Here is a 16,817-nt window from a genome sequence, read left to right on the forward strand (position 1 = left end):
GGCCTCAACCTCTTGCTTCCGAAATCACGGCGCTCAGAATGCGCTGCACCAGATCGATCTTGAACTTGTTCTGCTCGGTCGGACGTGCGCCGGCCATCAGGATGGTCGAAGCAGCCCGCGCGCCCTTCGTGAGCTCCGCCTCGGCCTCCTCGACCCGCCACGGCTTGTGGGCCACGCCGCCCACAGCGATCCGCCCCGTGCCGTCCTCCTGCATGACGGCCCCGACGGACACCAGGGCAAAGGCATAGGAGGCCCGGTCGCGCACCTTGCGATAGATCTGCCTGCCACCAACCGGCGCTGGAAGCACCACGGCCGTGATGATCTCCCCCTGTTCCAGCACCGTTTCAATGTGTGGCGTGTCTCCGGGAAGGAGATGGAAATCTTCGATTGCGATGTCGCGACGACTGCCGTCCGGCTTCACGGTCTCGACGACCGCATCAAGGGCACGCATCGCAATGGCCATGTCGCTCGGATGCGTGGCAATGCAGGCATCGCTGACGCCGATCACCGCGTGCTGGCGGCTGAAGCCGCCAATGGCGGAACAGCCGCTTCCGGGCTGGCGCTTGTTGCAGGGCTGATTGGTGTCGTAGAAATAAGGACAGCGCGTCCGCTGCAGCAGGTTGCCGGCCGTCGTCGCCTTGTTGCGCAACTGGCCAGATGCCCCGGCCAAAAGCGCCCGCGACAATAGCGGGTAGTCACGCCGAACGAGGTCATGCGCCGCAAGATCGGTGTTGCGCACCAGCGCACCGATGCGCAGGCCACCCTCCGGCGTCGGCTCAATCTGATCAAGACCAAGCCCGTTGACGTCGATCAGATGGGTAGGCGCCTCGATTTCCAGCTTCATCAGGTCGAGAAGATTGGTCCCGCCGGCGATGAACTTGGTGTCCGGCTTGGAGGCGGCAACACGGGCGGCAGCCTCAACCGAGGAGGCACGTTCATAGGTAAATGCTCTCATGCTTGTGTTCCCGCAACCTCGGTAATGGCATCGATGATGTTGGAATAGGCGCCGCAGCGACAGATGTTGCCGCTCATCCGCTCGCGGATTTCTTCAACCGTCACGGCGGCGTCGGCAGTCAGGTCGGATGTCACATGGCTCGGGATATTCGCCCTGATCTCGTCGAGCACGGCGATGGAGGAACAGATCTGACCGGGCGTACAGTAACCACACTGGAAACCGTCATGCTTCACGAAGGCAGATTGCATCGGGTGGAGGTTTCCAGGCTCTCCCAGGCCCTCGATCGTGGTGACGTCGTCACCCTCATGCATGACGGCAAGCGTCAGGCATGCATTCACCCTGCGTCCATCGACCAGAACCGTGCAGGCCCCGCACTGTCCGTGATCGCAGCCCTTCTTCGTGCCAGTGAGATGCAAGTGCTCGCGCAATGCATCGAGCAGGGTCGTTCTGTTGTCCACGTCGATGTCGCGGACTTGTCCGTTGATCGTCAGGGAAAGCTTGGTGCTGTAACTCATTGGATGTCCTGGTGTTGGAACTGGACCCGGGGCTGTTGCCGCTTCATACGGCTTAACCGGCATGTTTCCTTGGGTGTGACCGTCTCGGGATGAATTTTTGGGGAGTGTTTCGATTGCACGGCGCTCTCAAGGCTCATCACCGAAGAGGCTGATCTTTTTTCCAGTTGCGGTATGGCGCCAGAGATTGACCCGGAAACCGGCGTTCGAGTTCTTCCTCGACGAGAGCAATCCTGGAGAAGATCTCATCCCGATCACCGGACTTTTCTTCACTGCGCAATTCCAGAGACCTCATGGCGGCGAAAACTTCGTCTTCGGTCATCGCCTCGAGCCGCGACGCAAAGTCCGCCACGTCTTCCGTCAGAATGTCGCTTGCTGTCATGATGCCGCTCCCAATTGCTGGGAAAGTCTGACGGCGCGGGATTGTTCCAATCTCTTTGCTGCCTGGCGGCTTTCCGCGCCAGCTGCCATTGGCAACGACCGTGGCAACACTCACGCAGACCCTGTCATGCGACGATCACCACGCCACCTCCAGACATGCAAGACACCCCACAGCCTTCCGTGCCGCAGGGTGTCTGATACGAAGTTCAGGCGCTGATCGCGGTGCAGCCTGCCAGCCTTCAGGCCTCGACCGTCTCGCGAACATCATCGAGCAGGAAATGCACCACGACATAGCGGGTCGAATAGGCCCGCCCGCTGTCGGAGACGCTCTCGACCGTGCCGCCATCAGCCGGATGCCACTGACTGTAATGCGGATTGTTGACGATCATCGTGACCGCCTTGCCGGCCAAACGTCCCTGGAGACGATAGCGCGCTTCGGCAAGCGGCCAGATCCGCTCATAATCAGCCTGCGTCATGCGAACCTTCAAGCCCTGGCGATGGATCGCTTCGCTATGCGAACCGTCCTCCCTCGCGCGCGCCGCACTGTCGAGCGTCACCTCCTCTGCCGCGTCGAGAATGAAACTGAATTCCTCAGGCCACATGCGTCTCATCAAATTGCTCCTCCCCGAGCGTTTTCATGCTGACACTGGAGAGTGTAGCGCGTCTGGCCCGGGAAACAATCCGAGAATGTGGACGATCTTTTCCACCATCGATATGGATCCGACGTGGTCACAGGTCGCCGCTGCAGACCATGGCTGCCTTGGGGCGCGTCACCGGTCCGGCTTCCTTCCCACCGCCAGGATGGGGCAAAAACACACCCGACAGCCAATATCCGGCATCGACCCCTCGCGGACCTCTGTTGGAGGCCCGCGACAGGATCATAGTCGCGATGGCGACCATGATGCGCCTCGGCTCACTCGCCGCCCTGCCCATCGGCTTGGGTGACGCTTCAGCGAGCAGATACGCTCATTCAGTGCAGCCCGTATCCTTCAGCGCCTGGGCATGAAATCGGCGCAGCGCTGCCTCGATGTCGGTCTTGGTGAAGCTATGGCCAGCGGTCGCGAGGTCGCGCGAAAGCCGCGAGATCACGTCGCTGTCACCGGCCACGGTATGATCGACGGCATGCAGATCCTTCGCATAACGACCGAGATCGTCGCCGGTGAAGCCGATCAGCGAGCCTGCCCAATAGCCGGTGAGAAGATTGCGTCTGGCGCGAATGCTGCCGAGCGCCTCCTCCTCATGGTGATGGGCATCGCCTGGTGTGGTTGTGGCAGATGACGACATTGTGGGGTTCCTCCTCGACGTGTTTCAGGCTTCCGCTTCGGCAGCGGTAAGGTAAGTGGCAACGGGAGCGCAGGCGGGATTGCCGGCGTCCAGAAATTCGACCGATCCTGTGAGGCCCGTCGCGATCTTCACCATGGTCGCTCCGGCCCACCAGACGTCGCCGGTCGCGCGCTCGATCAGGATCGGCCCGGTCGTGCCAAGGCAGGCGCGTGCCTGGCTCACGATCTCGATCGGGGCTTGAACCGCCGCAAGGCGGCCCTCGATCTCGGCCTGGACGGGGTCCACGACAAACAACGCAAACAGCGAAGCGATGAATTCAGCAATCATCGACGTCCCTCCTTGAGCGCCAACGACCCTGTTTCGCCGCCGCGCGGCGAGAGGATACGCGGCTTCGGATGGCCCGGACGTGCAAACACAGTCTCGGGGCTCGGGAAGCGACCCGGGCTGATCAGGATGGAATGGTGGCGTGGCATCAACTGGTCCCTGGACCGGCAGCGGTGTCGAAACGGTCCGACATCGCAAAAGCGCCGGAAGGCTTTTGCCAGAGGGGCCCGGACCAGCGGGTTGATCGGCATATGGCGATCGATTCGGGCGGGATCAAGGCGTCGCAAACGCATGACAAAAATGGTGGGGGCCATGCAGCACGAGTCTTGTATGGCCCGTTGATGCATGGCCCGGGCGACGGGCGATCGAGGCGCGGACGATGAGCCATCCGGCCGATCGAGGCCGTCGCCACTTGGGGATCAGCGGATGATGGGGCAACCGCGGACATTGGCGAAAACAATCCGGTCGCGACCGCCGTGGCGGACGCCGGCCACGACCACGCGGCGCGGTGTCACGTCGGCGACGAATGCGCGGCGCAGGCCGTTCCACCGAGCCTTCTCGACCGCCTGATGCGGGCGGCATTCGCCACGGCGCGGACGGTCCATGCCTGGGCGGTCCCAGCCCGGGCCGCGGCCGGGGCGATCCCAGCCGGCGCCGCCCTGGCGCGGACCGTCGATGTATATGCCCCAGCCGAAGCTGTCGGCAGAGGCCGTGGTGGCGAGACCGGTGGTCGCCATGACCGAGACAAGTGCGACGAGGCCGATTTTGCGAAGCATGCCGAACATATTCTCTCTCCTTGAAGAGGCGCCCCTCGGCGCCATCGTTTCCATCCCGCCATGTCGAGCGATTGATGTGAGGATAGGAGAGGCTGGCTGAATGCAGTCCGAATTCCGCATTCAGCGAATGTTCACCTTGCGGGCGGCGCGAGCAGTCAGCCCTCACACATGCAGGATCACTTCCCGGCGATGCGGGCTGTCACGATGTTCGAAGAGGTAAATCCCCTGCCAGGTGCCGAGCAGAAGGCGCTTGCCGGCAAACGGGATTGACAGCGACACGGGCAACAGCGCCGCCTTGATATGGGCCGGCATATCGTCGGGTCCTTCGTCGCGATGGGTGATCCAGTTCATCTGCGGGTCCGTGGTGGGCGGCACGAGCCGACGGAAAAAGGCCTTGAGGTCAGCCTGTACGGAGGGATCGGCATTCTCCTGAATGAGCAGGGAGCAGGACGTGTGACGCACGAAAACGCTCATCACGCCCTCTTCGGGTCCGGAATCACCCAGAAATTCACAAGCCTGGTCGGTGAATTCGTAAAACCCCTGCCCGTGTGTGGATATCGAAAGCCGCAGCATTGGCATGTGTCGCACCTCACTCTCTCGCGGGGAGAACCACGCCCCGCCTCTAGTCAGCCCCGATTCGCCTCTGTAGTCTCCCGCCCGAAGAGGGAGAACCACAGACCATGAGCCTGATCGAAACCATCGAAAGACAGGAAAGCCAGCTCGTTTTCAAGAGCTTCGACGAACTCGTGGCACTGGAGGTCGGGCGGCGCCTGGTGGACCTCGCTCTCTCGCAAAAAGCACCTGTCGTCATCGACATCCGCACACCGGACCGAACGCTGTTTCACGCCGCCCTGCCCGGCGCCTCACCCGACAACGATCATTGGGCACGCCGCAAGAGCAATGTGACCCTGCGCATGCACAAGGCCTCGCTGCGCGTCGGTGAGCTCAACCGCAGCCGCGACCGTGGCGTTTCGCCCGAGATCGGCCTCGACCCGATGGACTATGCCGACCATGGCGGAAGCTTTCCGATCCGTGTCGCCGGCACAGGCGTCGTGGCTGCCGTCACGGTCTCGGGCCTCAAGTCCGAGGAGGATCACGCCATGATCGTCTCCGTGCTCGAAGCCTACTTCGGCGCGCGCTGAACGAAATCCCACTCAGGTCCCTCGTCAGGGACGCGTACCGGCATACAGGCTGAGTCGCGTAAAGAGATCGCTTTCGCGTTCCAGCACCAGAACGGCCGGCAATGCGTATGGGCCGGCATCCCCGTTGACGCCGGATTCGGCGTCGTGGCGATCCGATCCGTTGAGCGTACACTCGACGGCGACGCGAAAGCCGGCGCCGTCGACCATCACGACATGATCCGACAGCGTAATGCCGTGGCGCAGCACATAGGCCGCGAGCGTGTCCCGGAAGGACGCGTGACCTATCACCCGGATGCCGTCGGGTAGATCAAGCACCGCCTCCTCCTCGAACATCGGGAGCAGCGCGTCGAAGTCATGACGATTGAGGGCATCGATGACGGCAAGTGTCTGGTTTTGAAGTGACATGGGCTACTCCTTCTCCTGGTTTATTCTAGGCAATGCTGTCGCCGGGGCAAGATCTGCCAGCGGTACAATAGGCTTCAGACAATCGGATGAAGCACGGCGGACGCCGCCCGCACCACCGCATCGGTCAGGGGCTTGAGCGCACCCGCCACAGCTCGGCTGACATGCCAATAGAGCGGCACGTCGAGCGGCTGTCCGGCCACGAGTTCCCTCAACCGGCCATCGGCCAATGCGGCTGCGGCCAATGGCTCCGGGTTCATCCCCCAGCCGAGGTCAGCACAGGCAGCATCGACAAAGGCATGGCTTGAAGGCAGCCAGTGGGAGGGCCCCGTCACAGATACATTGAGGACCTGCTCCGCCCAGCGCGTCTGCAGGCGATCCTTCGCATTGAAGGTGATGACGGGTGCACGGGCGAGCCGCCAGGGGGTCACGCCATCTGCCCCGAACCAGCGGTCGACAAAGGCTGGGCTGGCGGTGGCGAGATACCGCAGCGCTCCAAGCGGGCGACAATCGCAGCCCTGGACCGGCTTTGCCGAACCACTGATGGCAGCGCGCACGTCACCGCGTCTCAGCCATTCCGCGCTGTGATCCTGATCGTCGATCACGAGATCGAAGAGAACCGAATCCACGCACGCCATCGCCGGGACGAACCAGGTCGCAAGGCTGTCGGCATTGACCGCGAGCCTGAGCGTCGGCCAGCCATCATTCTCAGCCCCATTCTCCGATTCGAGACCCAGATCGCGCCGAGCGCCCTGTTCGAGCAGGCGAACTTCCTCGGCATGGCGAAACAATCGCCCCCCGGCATCCGTCGGGCGGCAGGGCTGCGAACGAATGACGAGCGCGGTTCCGACCTGCTCCTCGAGTTGGCGCACGCGCTGCGATATCGCCGGCTGGGTGACATGCAGCATCTGGGCGGCGCCCTCGAAACTGCCGGTTCTGAAAACCGCCGATAGCGCCGCGAGCTGAGCAGGATCGAACATTAGAAGCGCTTATTCCAGATTAGATTTATTACCTTTTCTAATTCAACTTCATCCCCTAGTCAAAGCGGCACGAAACGGGATTTTCATCATGATCGTTGCCGCTACTGCCGGTTTCTTCCTGGGCCTCAGCCTGATCGTCGCGATTGGCGCGCAGAATGCATTCGTCCTGCGCCAGGGCCTGCTGCGCGAGCATGTTCTGCCGCTGGTTTTGACCTGCGCCATCTCCGACGCGATCCTGATCGCACTCGGCGTCGCGGGCTTCGCGACCGTCCTCTCACGCATCGCCTGGCTGGAGCCGCTCCTGCGTTATGGGGGAGCAGCTTTCCTCATCACTTATGCACTTCGAAGTGCCTATTCGGCCTGGACGGGCGGCAACAGTCTGCGGGCAAGCGAGAGCAATAGAACGAGCCTGCGCACGGCCTTCCTCACCTGCCTTGCCTTCACCTGGCTCAACCCGCATGTCTATCTCGATACCGTCGTGCTGCTCGGCTCGATCTCAACACGGTATGCCGGACATGAACTGGCTTTTGCGCTTGGCGCCATGACGGCGTCGTTCTTCTTCTTCTTTAGCCTGGGTTATGGCGCCCGGCTCCTTGCGCCCCTGTTCGCAAGACCATCCGCCTGGCGCATCCTCGATGTGGTCATCGCCGTCGTGATGGCTTCGATTGCGATCAAGTTGCTGTTCTGATTGCCACACTCTTGAACCCTTGGGCGGGTCGTCGCATCGATGTAAGACAGGATCGAACGAGACGAGGAGAAACCCATGTTCCTGAGCAATCGCGATATCTTGGAGCTTCAGGCCTTCAGACATGACCTGCACCGGCACCCCGAAGTCTCTGGCGAGGAACGAGAGACGGCGCAGCGGATTGTCGAGGCGATCCGCCCCCTGGCAACGGCGAGAATCCTGACCGGTCTCGGCGGCCACGGTGTTGCGGCCGTTTTCGACGCGGGCGTGCCCGGCCCCACCCTGCTCATCCGCGCCGAACTCGATGCTCTGCCGATAGAGGAAGTCTCGGCTGCGGACCATCGCTCGACGGTCAGAGGCAAAGGGCATCTTTGCGGACATGATGGCCACTCCACCATCCTCCTCGCATTGGCGACCGGCCTTTCGCGCGCGCCCGTCGCGCGCGGACGAGTCGTGCTTCTTTGGCAGCCGGCAGAGGAAGATGGCACCGGTGCTGCCGCCGTGCTCGCCGATCCCCGCTTTGCAGAGATCCGTCCCGATGTCGCCTATGCGCTGCACAACATGCCAGGCCTCGCCTTCGGCACGGTCGCGCTGAAGAGCGGCCCGGTGAACTGCGCCTCCCGCGGCATGAAAATCCGACTGTCAGGCAAGACGGCTCATGCTTCCCAGCCGGAGACCGGCCTCTCGCCAATGGCCGCCGTCTCGCAGCTGATGCCGGCCCTCACCGCCCTCTCCCGCGGCGCCCCGCCCGCAATCGATTTCACCCTCGCGACCGTCACGCATGCCTCGCTGGGCGAACAGGCCTTCGGCATTGCCCCCGGAGATGCCGAAATCTGGGTAACGCTCCGCACGCTCGTCGATGACGGAATGGCGGATCTTTGCGCGACGGCTGAAGATCTCGCGGCCGCAACGGCCCGTGACGCGGGCCTGCAGCTTGCGATCAGCTATCACGACATCTTCCTCCACTGCGAAAACGCACCGGATGCCGTCGCTCATCTCGAAGCGGCACTTGCGGCCGAGAATGTGCCGTTCGATGAAGGCGACCTGCCGATGCGTGCCTCGGAAGATTTCGGCCGTCTGCGCAGTGTCTGCCCCTCGGCCATGTTCTTTCTCGGAGCCGGCGAGAAACATCCGGCCCTTCACAATCCCGATTACGACTATCCGGACGAGCTGACGGGCATCGGCGCCAGGGTCTTCATGTCAGTAATCCAACAGACACTCGGCTGATCGGGGATCAGCTCTCCGGAAAGCCGCGCCCGGCCCATTCGACACGCGGCACGGTCTTTCCGATGGACAGTGAGAAACGCACCACTTCGGTCGCGTCGTCATCCACCTCACAGCGAACGCCTATGTTGATCCAGGCGCCATTGACGTCGCGGAAGGCGGCCAGTGGCACATCCACGACATTGCCTTCCTTCAGCCTCAGGATCGGCAGTAGATAGGGAACATAGGACGGCGTGCCGTGCCGAAGCTGCTGGCTGAGCTCCGTGCCGCAGAGCTGGTCTCCACGCTCCTGCCGCGTAAGCCCGGTCATGGCCGTCATTGCCGCCTGATCGCCTGATATGGCGGAGGAAAACAGCTCGGTCACCTCGCGCGGCTTGAGCTGCGCCTCTGTCAGCGCGGCCTCCGACGGGAGGTCGGCCGGCCGCTCGTCGGCGGACGTTTCTGCCTCGCCTGCCCCCTCCAGCGTCTCCGCGGCCGTATCTGGAAGTGCGCCGTCGATCGCAGGCGCCTCGGGCAGCGTGATTTCCGGCTGCGCGATCGTCGGAGCAGCATCTGCCACCTCTTCCGCCTCCGGCACAGCTTCTGCCTCATCCGCTGCAGTTTCGGCCTCGGTCCCGCGCGAAAGTTCTGGCCCGCTGTCACGCTCGCCAAATCGCACCACCGGCCGCAGCACCGGGATCGGCGCAGATGCCGAATCCGGCAATTCCGGCTCGGGCACAGGCGGCTGCTCGACGGGTTCGGGCGACGGCTCAGGTGCCGGCGGTTCGGCTTCAGGCTGCGGCTCTAAGACAGGTTCTGTCTGCGGATCTGGTTCAGGCGCGGCCGGCGGTTCGGATGCCTCCGTCTCGGGCGCCTTCGTCGGCTCCTCCTCCAAGGCAGGTTCCGGCTCGGGCTCCCCGGGCGGCACGACCAGCGTCACTTCGATCGCCTGCTCCTGCTCATTCAGATCGACCGGGTGGTCGAAGCTCATGAGGAAGACGGCCACTGCAAGCCCGTGCAGCAGCAGTGAAACGGCGAACCCTCCGCCGAGGCGCCGCCAGCCAGTCTTCCTCTGATCCGTCATGTTGTGATCCATAGCCACGATTGCGGCGAAAAGGGAGGCGAAAATGACGAGGGTCGACATTTCGGGCAGCGAGGCGCATCCAAGTGAACGCGTGCTTGGAGCATGGACCGTTCCCGAACTCTCCAGCTCATGCGCTGAAGCGTCGATCGGGCCCGATCAGGCCGCTCGTCACACTCGACGAAATGATAGCCCTGCCCGCAGTGCCAATGCTCATCCCGTACGGATCTCATGACATGAAAAAACCCGCCGGATCGCTCCAGCGGGCTTCCATAATCGAATGCTTGGTTTCGATTTAGCTGTCGAGGAACGAGCGCAGCTTCCTCGAACGGCTCGGATGCTTCAGCTTGCGCAGCGCCTTCGCCTCGATCTGACGGATACGTTCGCGGGTGACCGAGAACTGCTGGCCGACTTCTTCGAGTGTATGGTCGGTGTTCATGCCGATGCCGAAGCGCATGCGAAGCACGCGTTCTTCACGCGGCGTGAGCGAGGCCAGAACGCGGGTCGTCGTTTCACGCAGGTTAGCCTGAATGGCGGCGTCGATCGGCAGAAGCGCGTTCTTGTCCTCGATGAAGTCGCCGAGGTGGCTGTCCTCTTCGTCACCCACGGGGGTTTCGAGCGAGATCGGCTCCTTGGCGATCTTCAGCACCTTGCGAACCTTTTCGAGCGGCATGGCAAGCTTTTCGGCCAGTTCTTCCGGCGTCGGCTCGCGGCCGATCTCGTGCAGCATCTGGCGCGAGGTACGGACGATCTTGTTGATCGTCTCGATCATATGCACCGGAATACGGATCGTGCGGGCCTGGTCGGCAATCGAACGGGTGATCGCCTGACGAATCCACCAGGTCGCATAGGTCGAGAACTTGTAACCGCGGCGATATTCGAACTTGTCGACCGCCTTCATCAGGCCGATATTGCCTTCCTGAATGAGGTCGAGGAACTGCAGGCCGCGGTTCGTGTACTTCTTGGCGATCGAGATGACGAGACGCAGGTTTGCCTCGACCATTTCCTTCTTGGCGATACGTGCTTCACGTTCGCCCTTCTGCACCATGGACACGATGCGACGGAATTCGGCGATCGAGATGCCCGTTTCGGTGGCGAGATTCTGGATCTCCCCACGGATATCGCGGATCGTCTGGTTCTCTTCGCGCGCGAAATCCTTCCAGCCACGGGCAGAAAGATTAGCGATCGACTTCATCCAGTTCGGGTCGAGTTCGGCGCCCTGGTACTGCTCCAGGAACGAGTCGCGCTTGACGCCGTAGCTTTCGGCGAGACGCAGCAGGCGGCCCTCGTTCTGCATCAGGCGCTTGGAGATATCGTAAAGCTGTTCGACAAGGCTATCGATGCGATTCTGGTTGAGCGACAGCGACTTGACCGCCGTGATCAGCTGATCCTTCAGCTCCTTGTAGCGACGCTCCTGGCCAGACGACAGCGTGCCGGCACAGGCGAGACGTGCCTCCACCTGCTGGTCCTGCAGCTTGCGCAGCTTCTTGTAGGTGTCGGCAATGAGGTCAAGGGTCTCCATGACCTGGGGGCGAAGTTCCGATTCCATCGCGGCCAGCGACAGGTTCGATTCGTCCTCGTCCTCTTCCTCTTCTTCCGGCGGCATGCCCTCGCCGCCCATGGCGGTGATGTCGTCGTCGTCACCGGAGGTCTGCGGGCGCCGCTTGGCGCGCTCCTTTTCCTTCTCTTCGGCCGCCTTGCGGTCGGCCTCGATCTTTTCAGGAGACTGGAACTGCGGGGCAGCCTTGGCTTCCGGGCCGGAATAGGTGGTTTCGAGATCGATGATCTCGCGCAGCAGCGTCGTGCCTTCGTTCAGCTCGTCGCGCCAGATGATCAGTGCCTGGAACGTCAGCGGGCTCTCGCAAAGGCCGGAGATCATCGTCTCGCGGCCGGCCTCGATGCGCTTGGCGATGGCGATTTCGCCCTCGCGCGACAGGAGCTCGACCGAACCCATTTCGCGCAGATACATGCGCACCGGGTCGTCGGTGCGATCCGTCGGTTCTTTCTTCTTGGCTGTCGCCACGGCCGTGCCAGCGGACGGAGCAAGCTCGCCGCCTTCACTTTCGCCGTCTTCTTCATTGTCGTCTTCGCTGGGCTGGGCCTCGTCGACGTCCTCGTCCTCGATGACGTTGATACCCATGTCCGAAAGCATGGCCATGGTGTCTTCGATCTGCTCCGAGGTGACCTCCTCGGACGGCAGAACCGAATTCAGCTCATCCATCGTGACATAGCCGCGTTTCTTGGCGGCTTTGATCATCTTTTTGACCGCGTCATCGGAAAGATCGAGAAGCGGGCCGTCCGTCGCGCCGTCGCGTTCGCCTTCGGCTTCTTCGTTTTCTTTGACTTTCGATGCCATTTATCTCGTCGCTTTCCCTGACGTCTGATCATGCTGCTGGTCGCCGGACGGATGGGGGAGCGGTGCACTCGCCCTGGCGGATAGCTGTCTGTGACCTAACGGAGTGTTGCTTAATTCCTGATTAACTAAGGGCATTGCGGTCGCAGCGCCGAGCTCTTGATTGCCTGCATGACCGGTCATCATACCAGAGATCTGTCCGAACCCACCTCACCCTAGTGTGCTTGGATTGGTGATTCCCACAATTTTTCCTGACGTCAAGCCTTTCCGCAGGCCAGATCAGGAAAATCAACAAAACAAGCCGTCCGACGGCGTCTTTATCACCGATCTTCGCAAATGTAGGACGTTACGCCTGAGAAACAAGGGGCAGGCCCGATCCACGGCAGGTCACATGGACACGGGGCCACCTGCCTTCACGCCAATGAGGAACCAGACCCGCATCGGCCCCTTGCCCTTGACGTCGATCTCACCACGCAATTCAAAATCGAACCGATCCTCCAGTCTCGATTTGAGGCAGTCGGCAACCTGGATCCGCCCCGCCACGCCGTGCGATTCCATGTGGGCTGCCGTGTTGACCGTATCGCCCCAGACGTCATAGAGGAGCTTGCTCGTACCGATGACACCGGCAACGACCGGCCCCGTATCGAGACCGATTCGCACCTCGACCGGCTCCCCCACCTGCTCTGATATCCGCCGGCAGCACGCGAGCAGATCGAGCGCCATCAGCGCCACCGCCGCTTCGTGGTCGGACTTCGGCTCCGGCAGGCCGCCGGCAACCATGTAAGCATCGCCAATGGTCTTGATCTTCTCCAGTCCATGGGCACTCGCAATCGCATCGAATTGCCCGAAAACCCGCCCCAGAAACGCAATGACCTGTTGCGGTTCCCATCGCGCGGCCCGCGAAGTGAAGTCGACGATATCGGCAAACAGGATGGTAGCAGAGGGGATCTGGTCTGCCACAACCTGGGTCCGGTGGTCGCGCAGCCGCATGGCCACGGCCTGCGGCAGGATGTTTTGCAGCAGACGCTCCGAAAACTGATGTTCCGATTCGAGCGCGGTCTCTGCCTGGGCCGCCTCCTTGAACGCGAAGAAGGAGATCGTGAAAATCAACAGGAAGGCAAAGGGGACCGTCAGATAATAAAGTATGTCGAGAAAGAACGGCTCCACATGGATGAAATCCAGCGGCGCAACGAACAGAACTTCGGTTGCGAGAAAGGCGATCAGCCCGACGATGGTCACACAGGCCGACACCAGCAGGCGCTCCGAACCGAACACCAGCAGGGAGGCAGCAGCCCCCGGCAGAAAATAGAAATGCAGCCCTGAGTCACGACCGAAAAACATGCAATAGCCGACCCCGAAGATCAGCCACATCATGCAGAGGTAAAGGGCGCCCGCGATCGGACCGTACCGATGAAAATAGGGCGTCAGCCCATAGAAGAGCAATTGCGGGGAGAAGGCGATGATCGCCGGCAACAGTCCGTAGAAGTCGTAGAGCGCATAGAGCACGATGTAGGGAATGGTCATCAGGCTGACCATCGCCGCGATGACATTGGTCACTGCAAGCCTGCGGCGAATGCGTGGCGAATATCCCGCCGTCCCAATCCTCGCCACCCACCAGACTGCATTCGGCAAACGCCAGAACGAGCGTGGTTTGAGCCCATTTTGGGCTATGAAGTCGAGTTCGGGCTGCGACACTCTTGCATCCGGTGCGAATGGTCCGGGACCTGCATCCCGCATTTGTCGCCGAGGCGCAACATATTTATGCAAACGATTACATCAGCTGCGCCCGGTGGCGGCACCCTTGACGCGACCGGACATCACACCGAAGCCATCGATGATCGCCTCCTGGTTTTCCATCCGCGTCACCTCGAGCTGAACCTCGTGCAGCGCACTGATCACCTGCTCGATGCGGCCGGCATCATCTGTCTCCGTCGCCTCTGCGACCTCGCGCTCCAGTTCCATGCGCTGGCGCTTCAGTGCACGCGCCCGCTTGTAGAGCGAGAGCGCCTGCCCGTAGCCCTCGCGCGCATCCTCTGAAGCCGCGATCTCGGTCGCGATCCAGAGGCGGGCGTTGCGGATCTGCTGATCGAGCGCACGCAACAGCGTGCCGTGACCGTGAGCTTCCAGTTTCTGGATCAGTTCCTCGCGAGTCAGCGACGAACCGGCTTCGGCAACCGCGGTCAAAAGCGACGACCACATCTTCTGGAGCCCGACATTTTCATAGTCGATGGAGGCGATCTCGTCATATTCGTCCTCGAGCAATCGGGGATGATTGACGATGGTGAGCGCAAGCACGCTCTCCCGAAGGGTCGGCTGGTCGAGAGCGCCGCGCACGAGCCCCGAGCGCGCGAGCCGATCCGAAATCGCCCCGCGACTGGAAGCAACAGGTCCCGGAGGGCGTCCACCTGCGCGACCGCCCTGCTGCCCCTGTCCGCGCCCGCCATTCTGGAAATTGCCACGCTCGCCACGTCCCGGCTGGCTTGCCTGGAAGAAGCTATAGAGCCTGTCGCGGACATCCTGCTGGTAATGACGTCGGACATTCTCATCGCCGATCACATTGACGATCTGCTTGAGCTTCGCCTCGAGCTCGGCCCGCTTTTCCGGCGTATCAAACCCACCACCTTGCGTCTCGCGCGTCCAGACCATCTCGGCGAGTGGCCGGGCTTCGGACAGCACGCGGTCGAAGGGCTGGCGCCCGTCCCGCTTCACCAGGTCGTCAGGGTCCTTACCGTCAGGCAGCATGGCAAAACGGAGCGACTGACCCGGCTTGATGTGCGGCAGGGCAAGATCCACGGCGCGGAAGGCTGCTCTCTGCCCGGCACCATCGCCGTCGAAGCAAAGCACTGGCACCGGCGTCGTCTTCCACATCAGTTGCAACTGATTTTCGGTCAGCGCCGTCCCAAGTGGAGCGACCGCATTCTCGATCCCCGCCTGATAGAGCGCGATCACATCCATGTAGCCTTCGACCGCGATCAGCGTGTCGGCCCCGTCCGCCCCCTGCATCGCTCTGCGGGCGCGAGAAAAATTGTAGAGCACATTGCCTTTGTGGAAGAGTTCCGTCTCGTTGGAATTGAGATATTTCGCCATCGCATCCGGCGCCATGGCGCGACCGCCAAAGGCAATGACCTTGTCGCGCGACGAGAGGATCGGAAACATGATGCGATCGCGAAAGCGGTCATAGGAGACGGGAATATCGGGCCCATGCACGACGAGCCCGCAAGCCTCGATCTGCTCCCGCGCCACGCCTTTGGACGCCAGATATTCCTTCAGCGCATTGCGGCTTTCCGGTGCATAACCAAGCCGAAATGTCTCGATCGTGCGACCGGAGAGCCCGCGCTCACGCAGGTAAGCCCGCGCCCTGGCGCCGTTTGCCGTCTGCAACTGATCCTGGAAGAACTGGGTCGCCATCTCCATGACGTCCTGCAAGGTGGTGCGCTCACGCTCACGGCGCTCCGCCTGCGGGTCCGGCTGCGGCATTGAAATGCCGGCCATGTCGGCCACCTGCTGTACAGCCTCGATGAAGCTCAAGCCCTCGAGATCCGTCAGGAAGCGGAAATGGTCGCCGGATACCCCACAGCCGAAGCAATGATAGCGCCCCTTGCGATCCTCGCAGTGAAAGCTTGGGCTCTTTTCGCCATGGAAGGGGCAACAAGCCCAATAATCCTGTCGAGACACATTGGTTTTCTTGCGATCCCAGGTCACGCGACGACCCACGACGGCCGAAATCGGCACGCGGTCACGGATCTCGTCGAGAAAGTCGTTGGAAAAGCGCATCTGTATCCCTGGGAAGCTGATCCTCCATATAGGCGCGCCGGACGCGCAGCGCCAAGGCTTTCACGCGGCATACCCGTTATTCACAGCGGTCATCTTCAAAGACGACTGTGAATGCGCCTCAGCGCTCGCTCAGAGATCCCCATGACGCGGAGCCTGAACGACATTCCGGTGAATAACAGCGCGGTCCTGTGCCATCTCGTCGACGAACGAAGCGTGCGAAGCCCTGAAACGCAAGACGCCGCCCGAAGGCGGCGTCGCAAACTCGAAAACGTGAGCCTTACTTGAGCAGGTCCTTGACCACGCCCGAGGCCTTCCCAAAATCCATCTGGCCCGAATAGCGCTCCTTGAGCGTGCTGATGCACTTGCCCATGTCGCGCAGACCTTGTGCCCCAGTCTCGTTGATCACGGCGGCGCAAAGCTCCCGCACCTTCTCTTCCGGCAACTGCTCCGGCATGAAGGACTTGATGATCTCGATTTCCTCGCGCTCCTGCGCAGCAAGCTCCGGACGATTGTTCTCCGCATAAATGCGGGCGGACTCGTCGCGCTGCTTCATCATCTTCATCAGGATCTGCATGATTTCATCGTCGCTCACCGGATCCTTGCCGGTGCCGCGATGCGCAATGTCCCGGTCCTTGATCGCGGTCTGGATCAGACGCACGGTCGACGTCCTGCGGACATCCTTGGCCTTCAAGGCCTCTTTCAGCGAGTTGGCGAGCGTGTCGCGTAGCATTTTCTTCTCCGGTGAAAAGCCCGTTGCCCGGTGGCGATTGTGGCTTTTCCGTGTTTGTTTGAGTGGTTCTCATAGCCAGACATCTGCTGCAGTGCAAACGAATTGAACAAACCATTGAAATGGCTTGGGAGAAATCCGGAGCGTAAGCGACTCCGGAATTGACCTCGCGACGCGATGCGTCTATTGCTCGGCACCTGCACGCAAATTGACATCAGGGCTGAAAACGCGCGACCTC

18 protein-coding genes are annotated in these 16,817 nt (G+C 61.8%); 3 read left to right on the forward strand and 15 right to left on the reverse strand.

From position 1 onward, the window contains the following. Positions 1–4: 4 nt before the first annotated feature. From LJE98_RS05320 to LJE98_RS05355, 8 genes are all read right to left on the reverse strand, one after another. Positions 5–955 (reverse strand): FAD binding domain-containing protein, encoded by a 951-nt coding sequence (locus LJE98_RS05320; RefSeq protein ID WP_229573952.1) that lies wholly within the window; start codon positions 953–955, stop codon positions 5–7. Continuing rightward, entirely contained in the window at positions 952–1,533 is a 582-nt protein-coding gene (paoA, locus tag LJE98_RS05325) for an aldehyde dehydrogenase iron-sulfur subunit PaoA (RefSeq protein WP_229573959.1), read from the reverse strand. Before paoA ends, LJE98_RS05320 begins: the two co-directional genes overlap by 4 nt. 73 nt (positions 1,534–1,606) lie before the next feature. Then, positions 1,607–1,849: a hypothetical protein gene (locus tag LJE98_RS05330; RefSeq protein WP_229573961.1), complete on the reverse strand. Its 243-nt coding sequence runs from the start codon at positions 1,847–1,849 to the stop codon at positions 1,607–1,609. 238 nt (positions 1,850–2,087) lie between these two features. Further along, a complete protein-coding gene (locus LJE98_RS05335) occupies positions 2,088–2,450 on the reverse strand; it encodes a hypothetical protein (RefSeq protein ID WP_229574930.1) in 363 nt (120 codons plus the stop codon). Positions 2,451–2,814: 364 nt separating this feature from the next. Beyond that, entirely contained in the window at positions 2,815–3,132 is a 318-nt protein-coding gene (locus tag LJE98_RS05340; protein WP_229573963.1) for an ATPase inhibitor subunit zeta, read from the reverse strand. Between the two features lie 24 nt (positions 3,133–3,156). Beyond that, on the reverse strand, positions 3,157–3,459 hold the full coding sequence (locus LJE98_RS05345) for a hypothetical protein (RefSeq protein ID WP_229573965.1): 303 nt from the start codon (positions 3,457–3,459) through the stop codon (positions 3,157–3,159). 416 nt (positions 3,460–3,875) lie between these two features. After that, a complete protein-coding gene (locus LJE98_RS05350) occupies positions 3,876–4,241 on the reverse strand; it encodes a hypothetical protein (RefSeq protein WP_370660333.1) in 366 nt (121 codons plus the stop codon). A gap of 153 nt (positions 4,242–4,394) precedes the next feature. Beyond that, entirely contained in the window at positions 4,395–4,811 is a 417-nt protein-coding gene (locus LJE98_RS05355; protein ID WP_229573966.1) for a secondary thiamine-phosphate synthase enzyme YjbQ, read from the reverse strand. A gap of 101 nt (positions 4,812–4,912) precedes the next feature. On the opposite strand from LJE98_RS05355, the gene LJE98_RS05360 reads away from it, so the two are divergent. Then, positions 4,913–5,374: a heme-degrading domain-containing protein gene (locus LJE98_RS05360; RefSeq protein ID WP_229573968.1), complete on the forward strand. Its 462-nt coding sequence runs from the start codon at positions 4,913–4,915 to the stop codon at positions 5,372–5,374. Positions 5,375–5,398: 24 nt separating this feature from the next. Here LJE98_RS05360 and LJE98_RS05365 read toward each other — a convergent pair whose 3' ends face one another. After that, positions 5,399–5,779 (reverse strand): YybH family protein, encoded by a 381-nt coding sequence (locus LJE98_RS05365; RefSeq protein ID WP_229573970.1) that lies wholly within the window; start codon positions 5,777–5,779, stop codon positions 5,399–5,401. 74 nt (positions 5,780–5,853) lie between these two features. Continuing rightward, positions 5,854–6,756, reverse strand: a complete 903-nt coding sequence (locus tag LJE98_RS05370; RefSeq protein ID WP_229573972.1) for a LysR family transcriptional regulator ArgP — start codon at positions 6,754–6,756, stop codon at positions 5,854–5,856. 88 nt (positions 6,757–6,844) lie between these two features. Here LJE98_RS05370 and LJE98_RS05375 point away from each other — a divergent pair, with 88 nt between their 5' ends. Together LJE98_RS05375 and LJE98_RS05380 are read left to right on the forward strand one after the other, a co-directional pair. Beyond that, entirely contained in the window at positions 6,845–7,444 is a 600-nt protein-coding gene (locus LJE98_RS05375) for a LysE/ArgO family amino acid transporter (protein ID WP_229573974.1), read from the forward strand. A 75-nt stretch (positions 7,445–7,519) separates the two neighbouring features. Next, positions 7,520–8,668, forward strand: coding sequence for an amidohydrolase (locus tag LJE98_RS05380; protein WP_229573975.1), 1,149 nt, complete (start codon positions 7,520–7,522; stop codon positions 8,666–8,668). Positions 8,669–8,675: 7 nt separating this feature from the next. Here the strand turns inward: LJE98_RS05380 and LJE98_RS05385 are convergent, their stop codons facing one another. The 5 genes from LJE98_RS05385 to LJE98_RS05405 all read right to left on the reverse strand — a co-directional run bounded on the left by LJE98_RS05385 (position 8,676) and on the right by LJE98_RS05405 (position 16,582). Continuing rightward, entirely contained in the window at positions 8,676–9,728 is a 1,053-nt protein-coding gene (locus LJE98_RS05385; RefSeq protein ID WP_229573977.1) for a DUF930 domain-containing protein, read from the reverse strand. 292 nt (positions 9,729–10,020) lie between these two features. After that, positions 10,021–12,081 carry an RNA polymerase sigma factor RpoD gene (gene rpoD / locus LJE98_RS05390; protein WP_229573978.1) on the reverse strand — a complete coding sequence of 687 codons (2,061 nt, stop codon included), beginning with the start codon at positions 12,079–12,081 and terminating at the stop codon, positions 10,021–10,023. Between the two features lie 384 nt (positions 12,082–12,465). Beyond that, positions 12,466–13,773 (reverse strand): adenylate/guanylate cyclase domain-containing protein, encoded by a 1,308-nt coding sequence (locus LJE98_RS20220; protein WP_229573980.1) that lies wholly within the window; start codon positions 13,771–13,773, stop codon positions 12,466–12,468. 81 nt (positions 13,774–13,854) lie between these two features. Next, positions 13,855–15,852, reverse strand: coding sequence for a DNA primase (gene dnaG, locus LJE98_RS05400; protein WP_229573981.1), 1,998 nt, complete (start codon positions 15,850–15,852; stop codon positions 13,855–13,857). Positions 15,853–16,129: 277 nt separating this feature from the next. Beyond that, positions 16,130–16,582, reverse strand: coding sequence for a GatB/YqeY domain-containing protein (locus LJE98_RS05405; RefSeq protein WP_229573983.1), 453 nt, complete (start codon positions 16,580–16,582; stop codon positions 16,130–16,132). Positions 16,583–16,817 lie beyond the last annotated feature (235 nt).

The organism is Rhizobium sp. 'Codium 1' (genome assembly GCF_020889605.1).
GTDB classification, from domain to species: Bacteria; Pseudomonadota; Alphaproteobacteria; order Rhizobiales; family Rhizobiaceae; genus Allorhizobium; species Allorhizobium algae.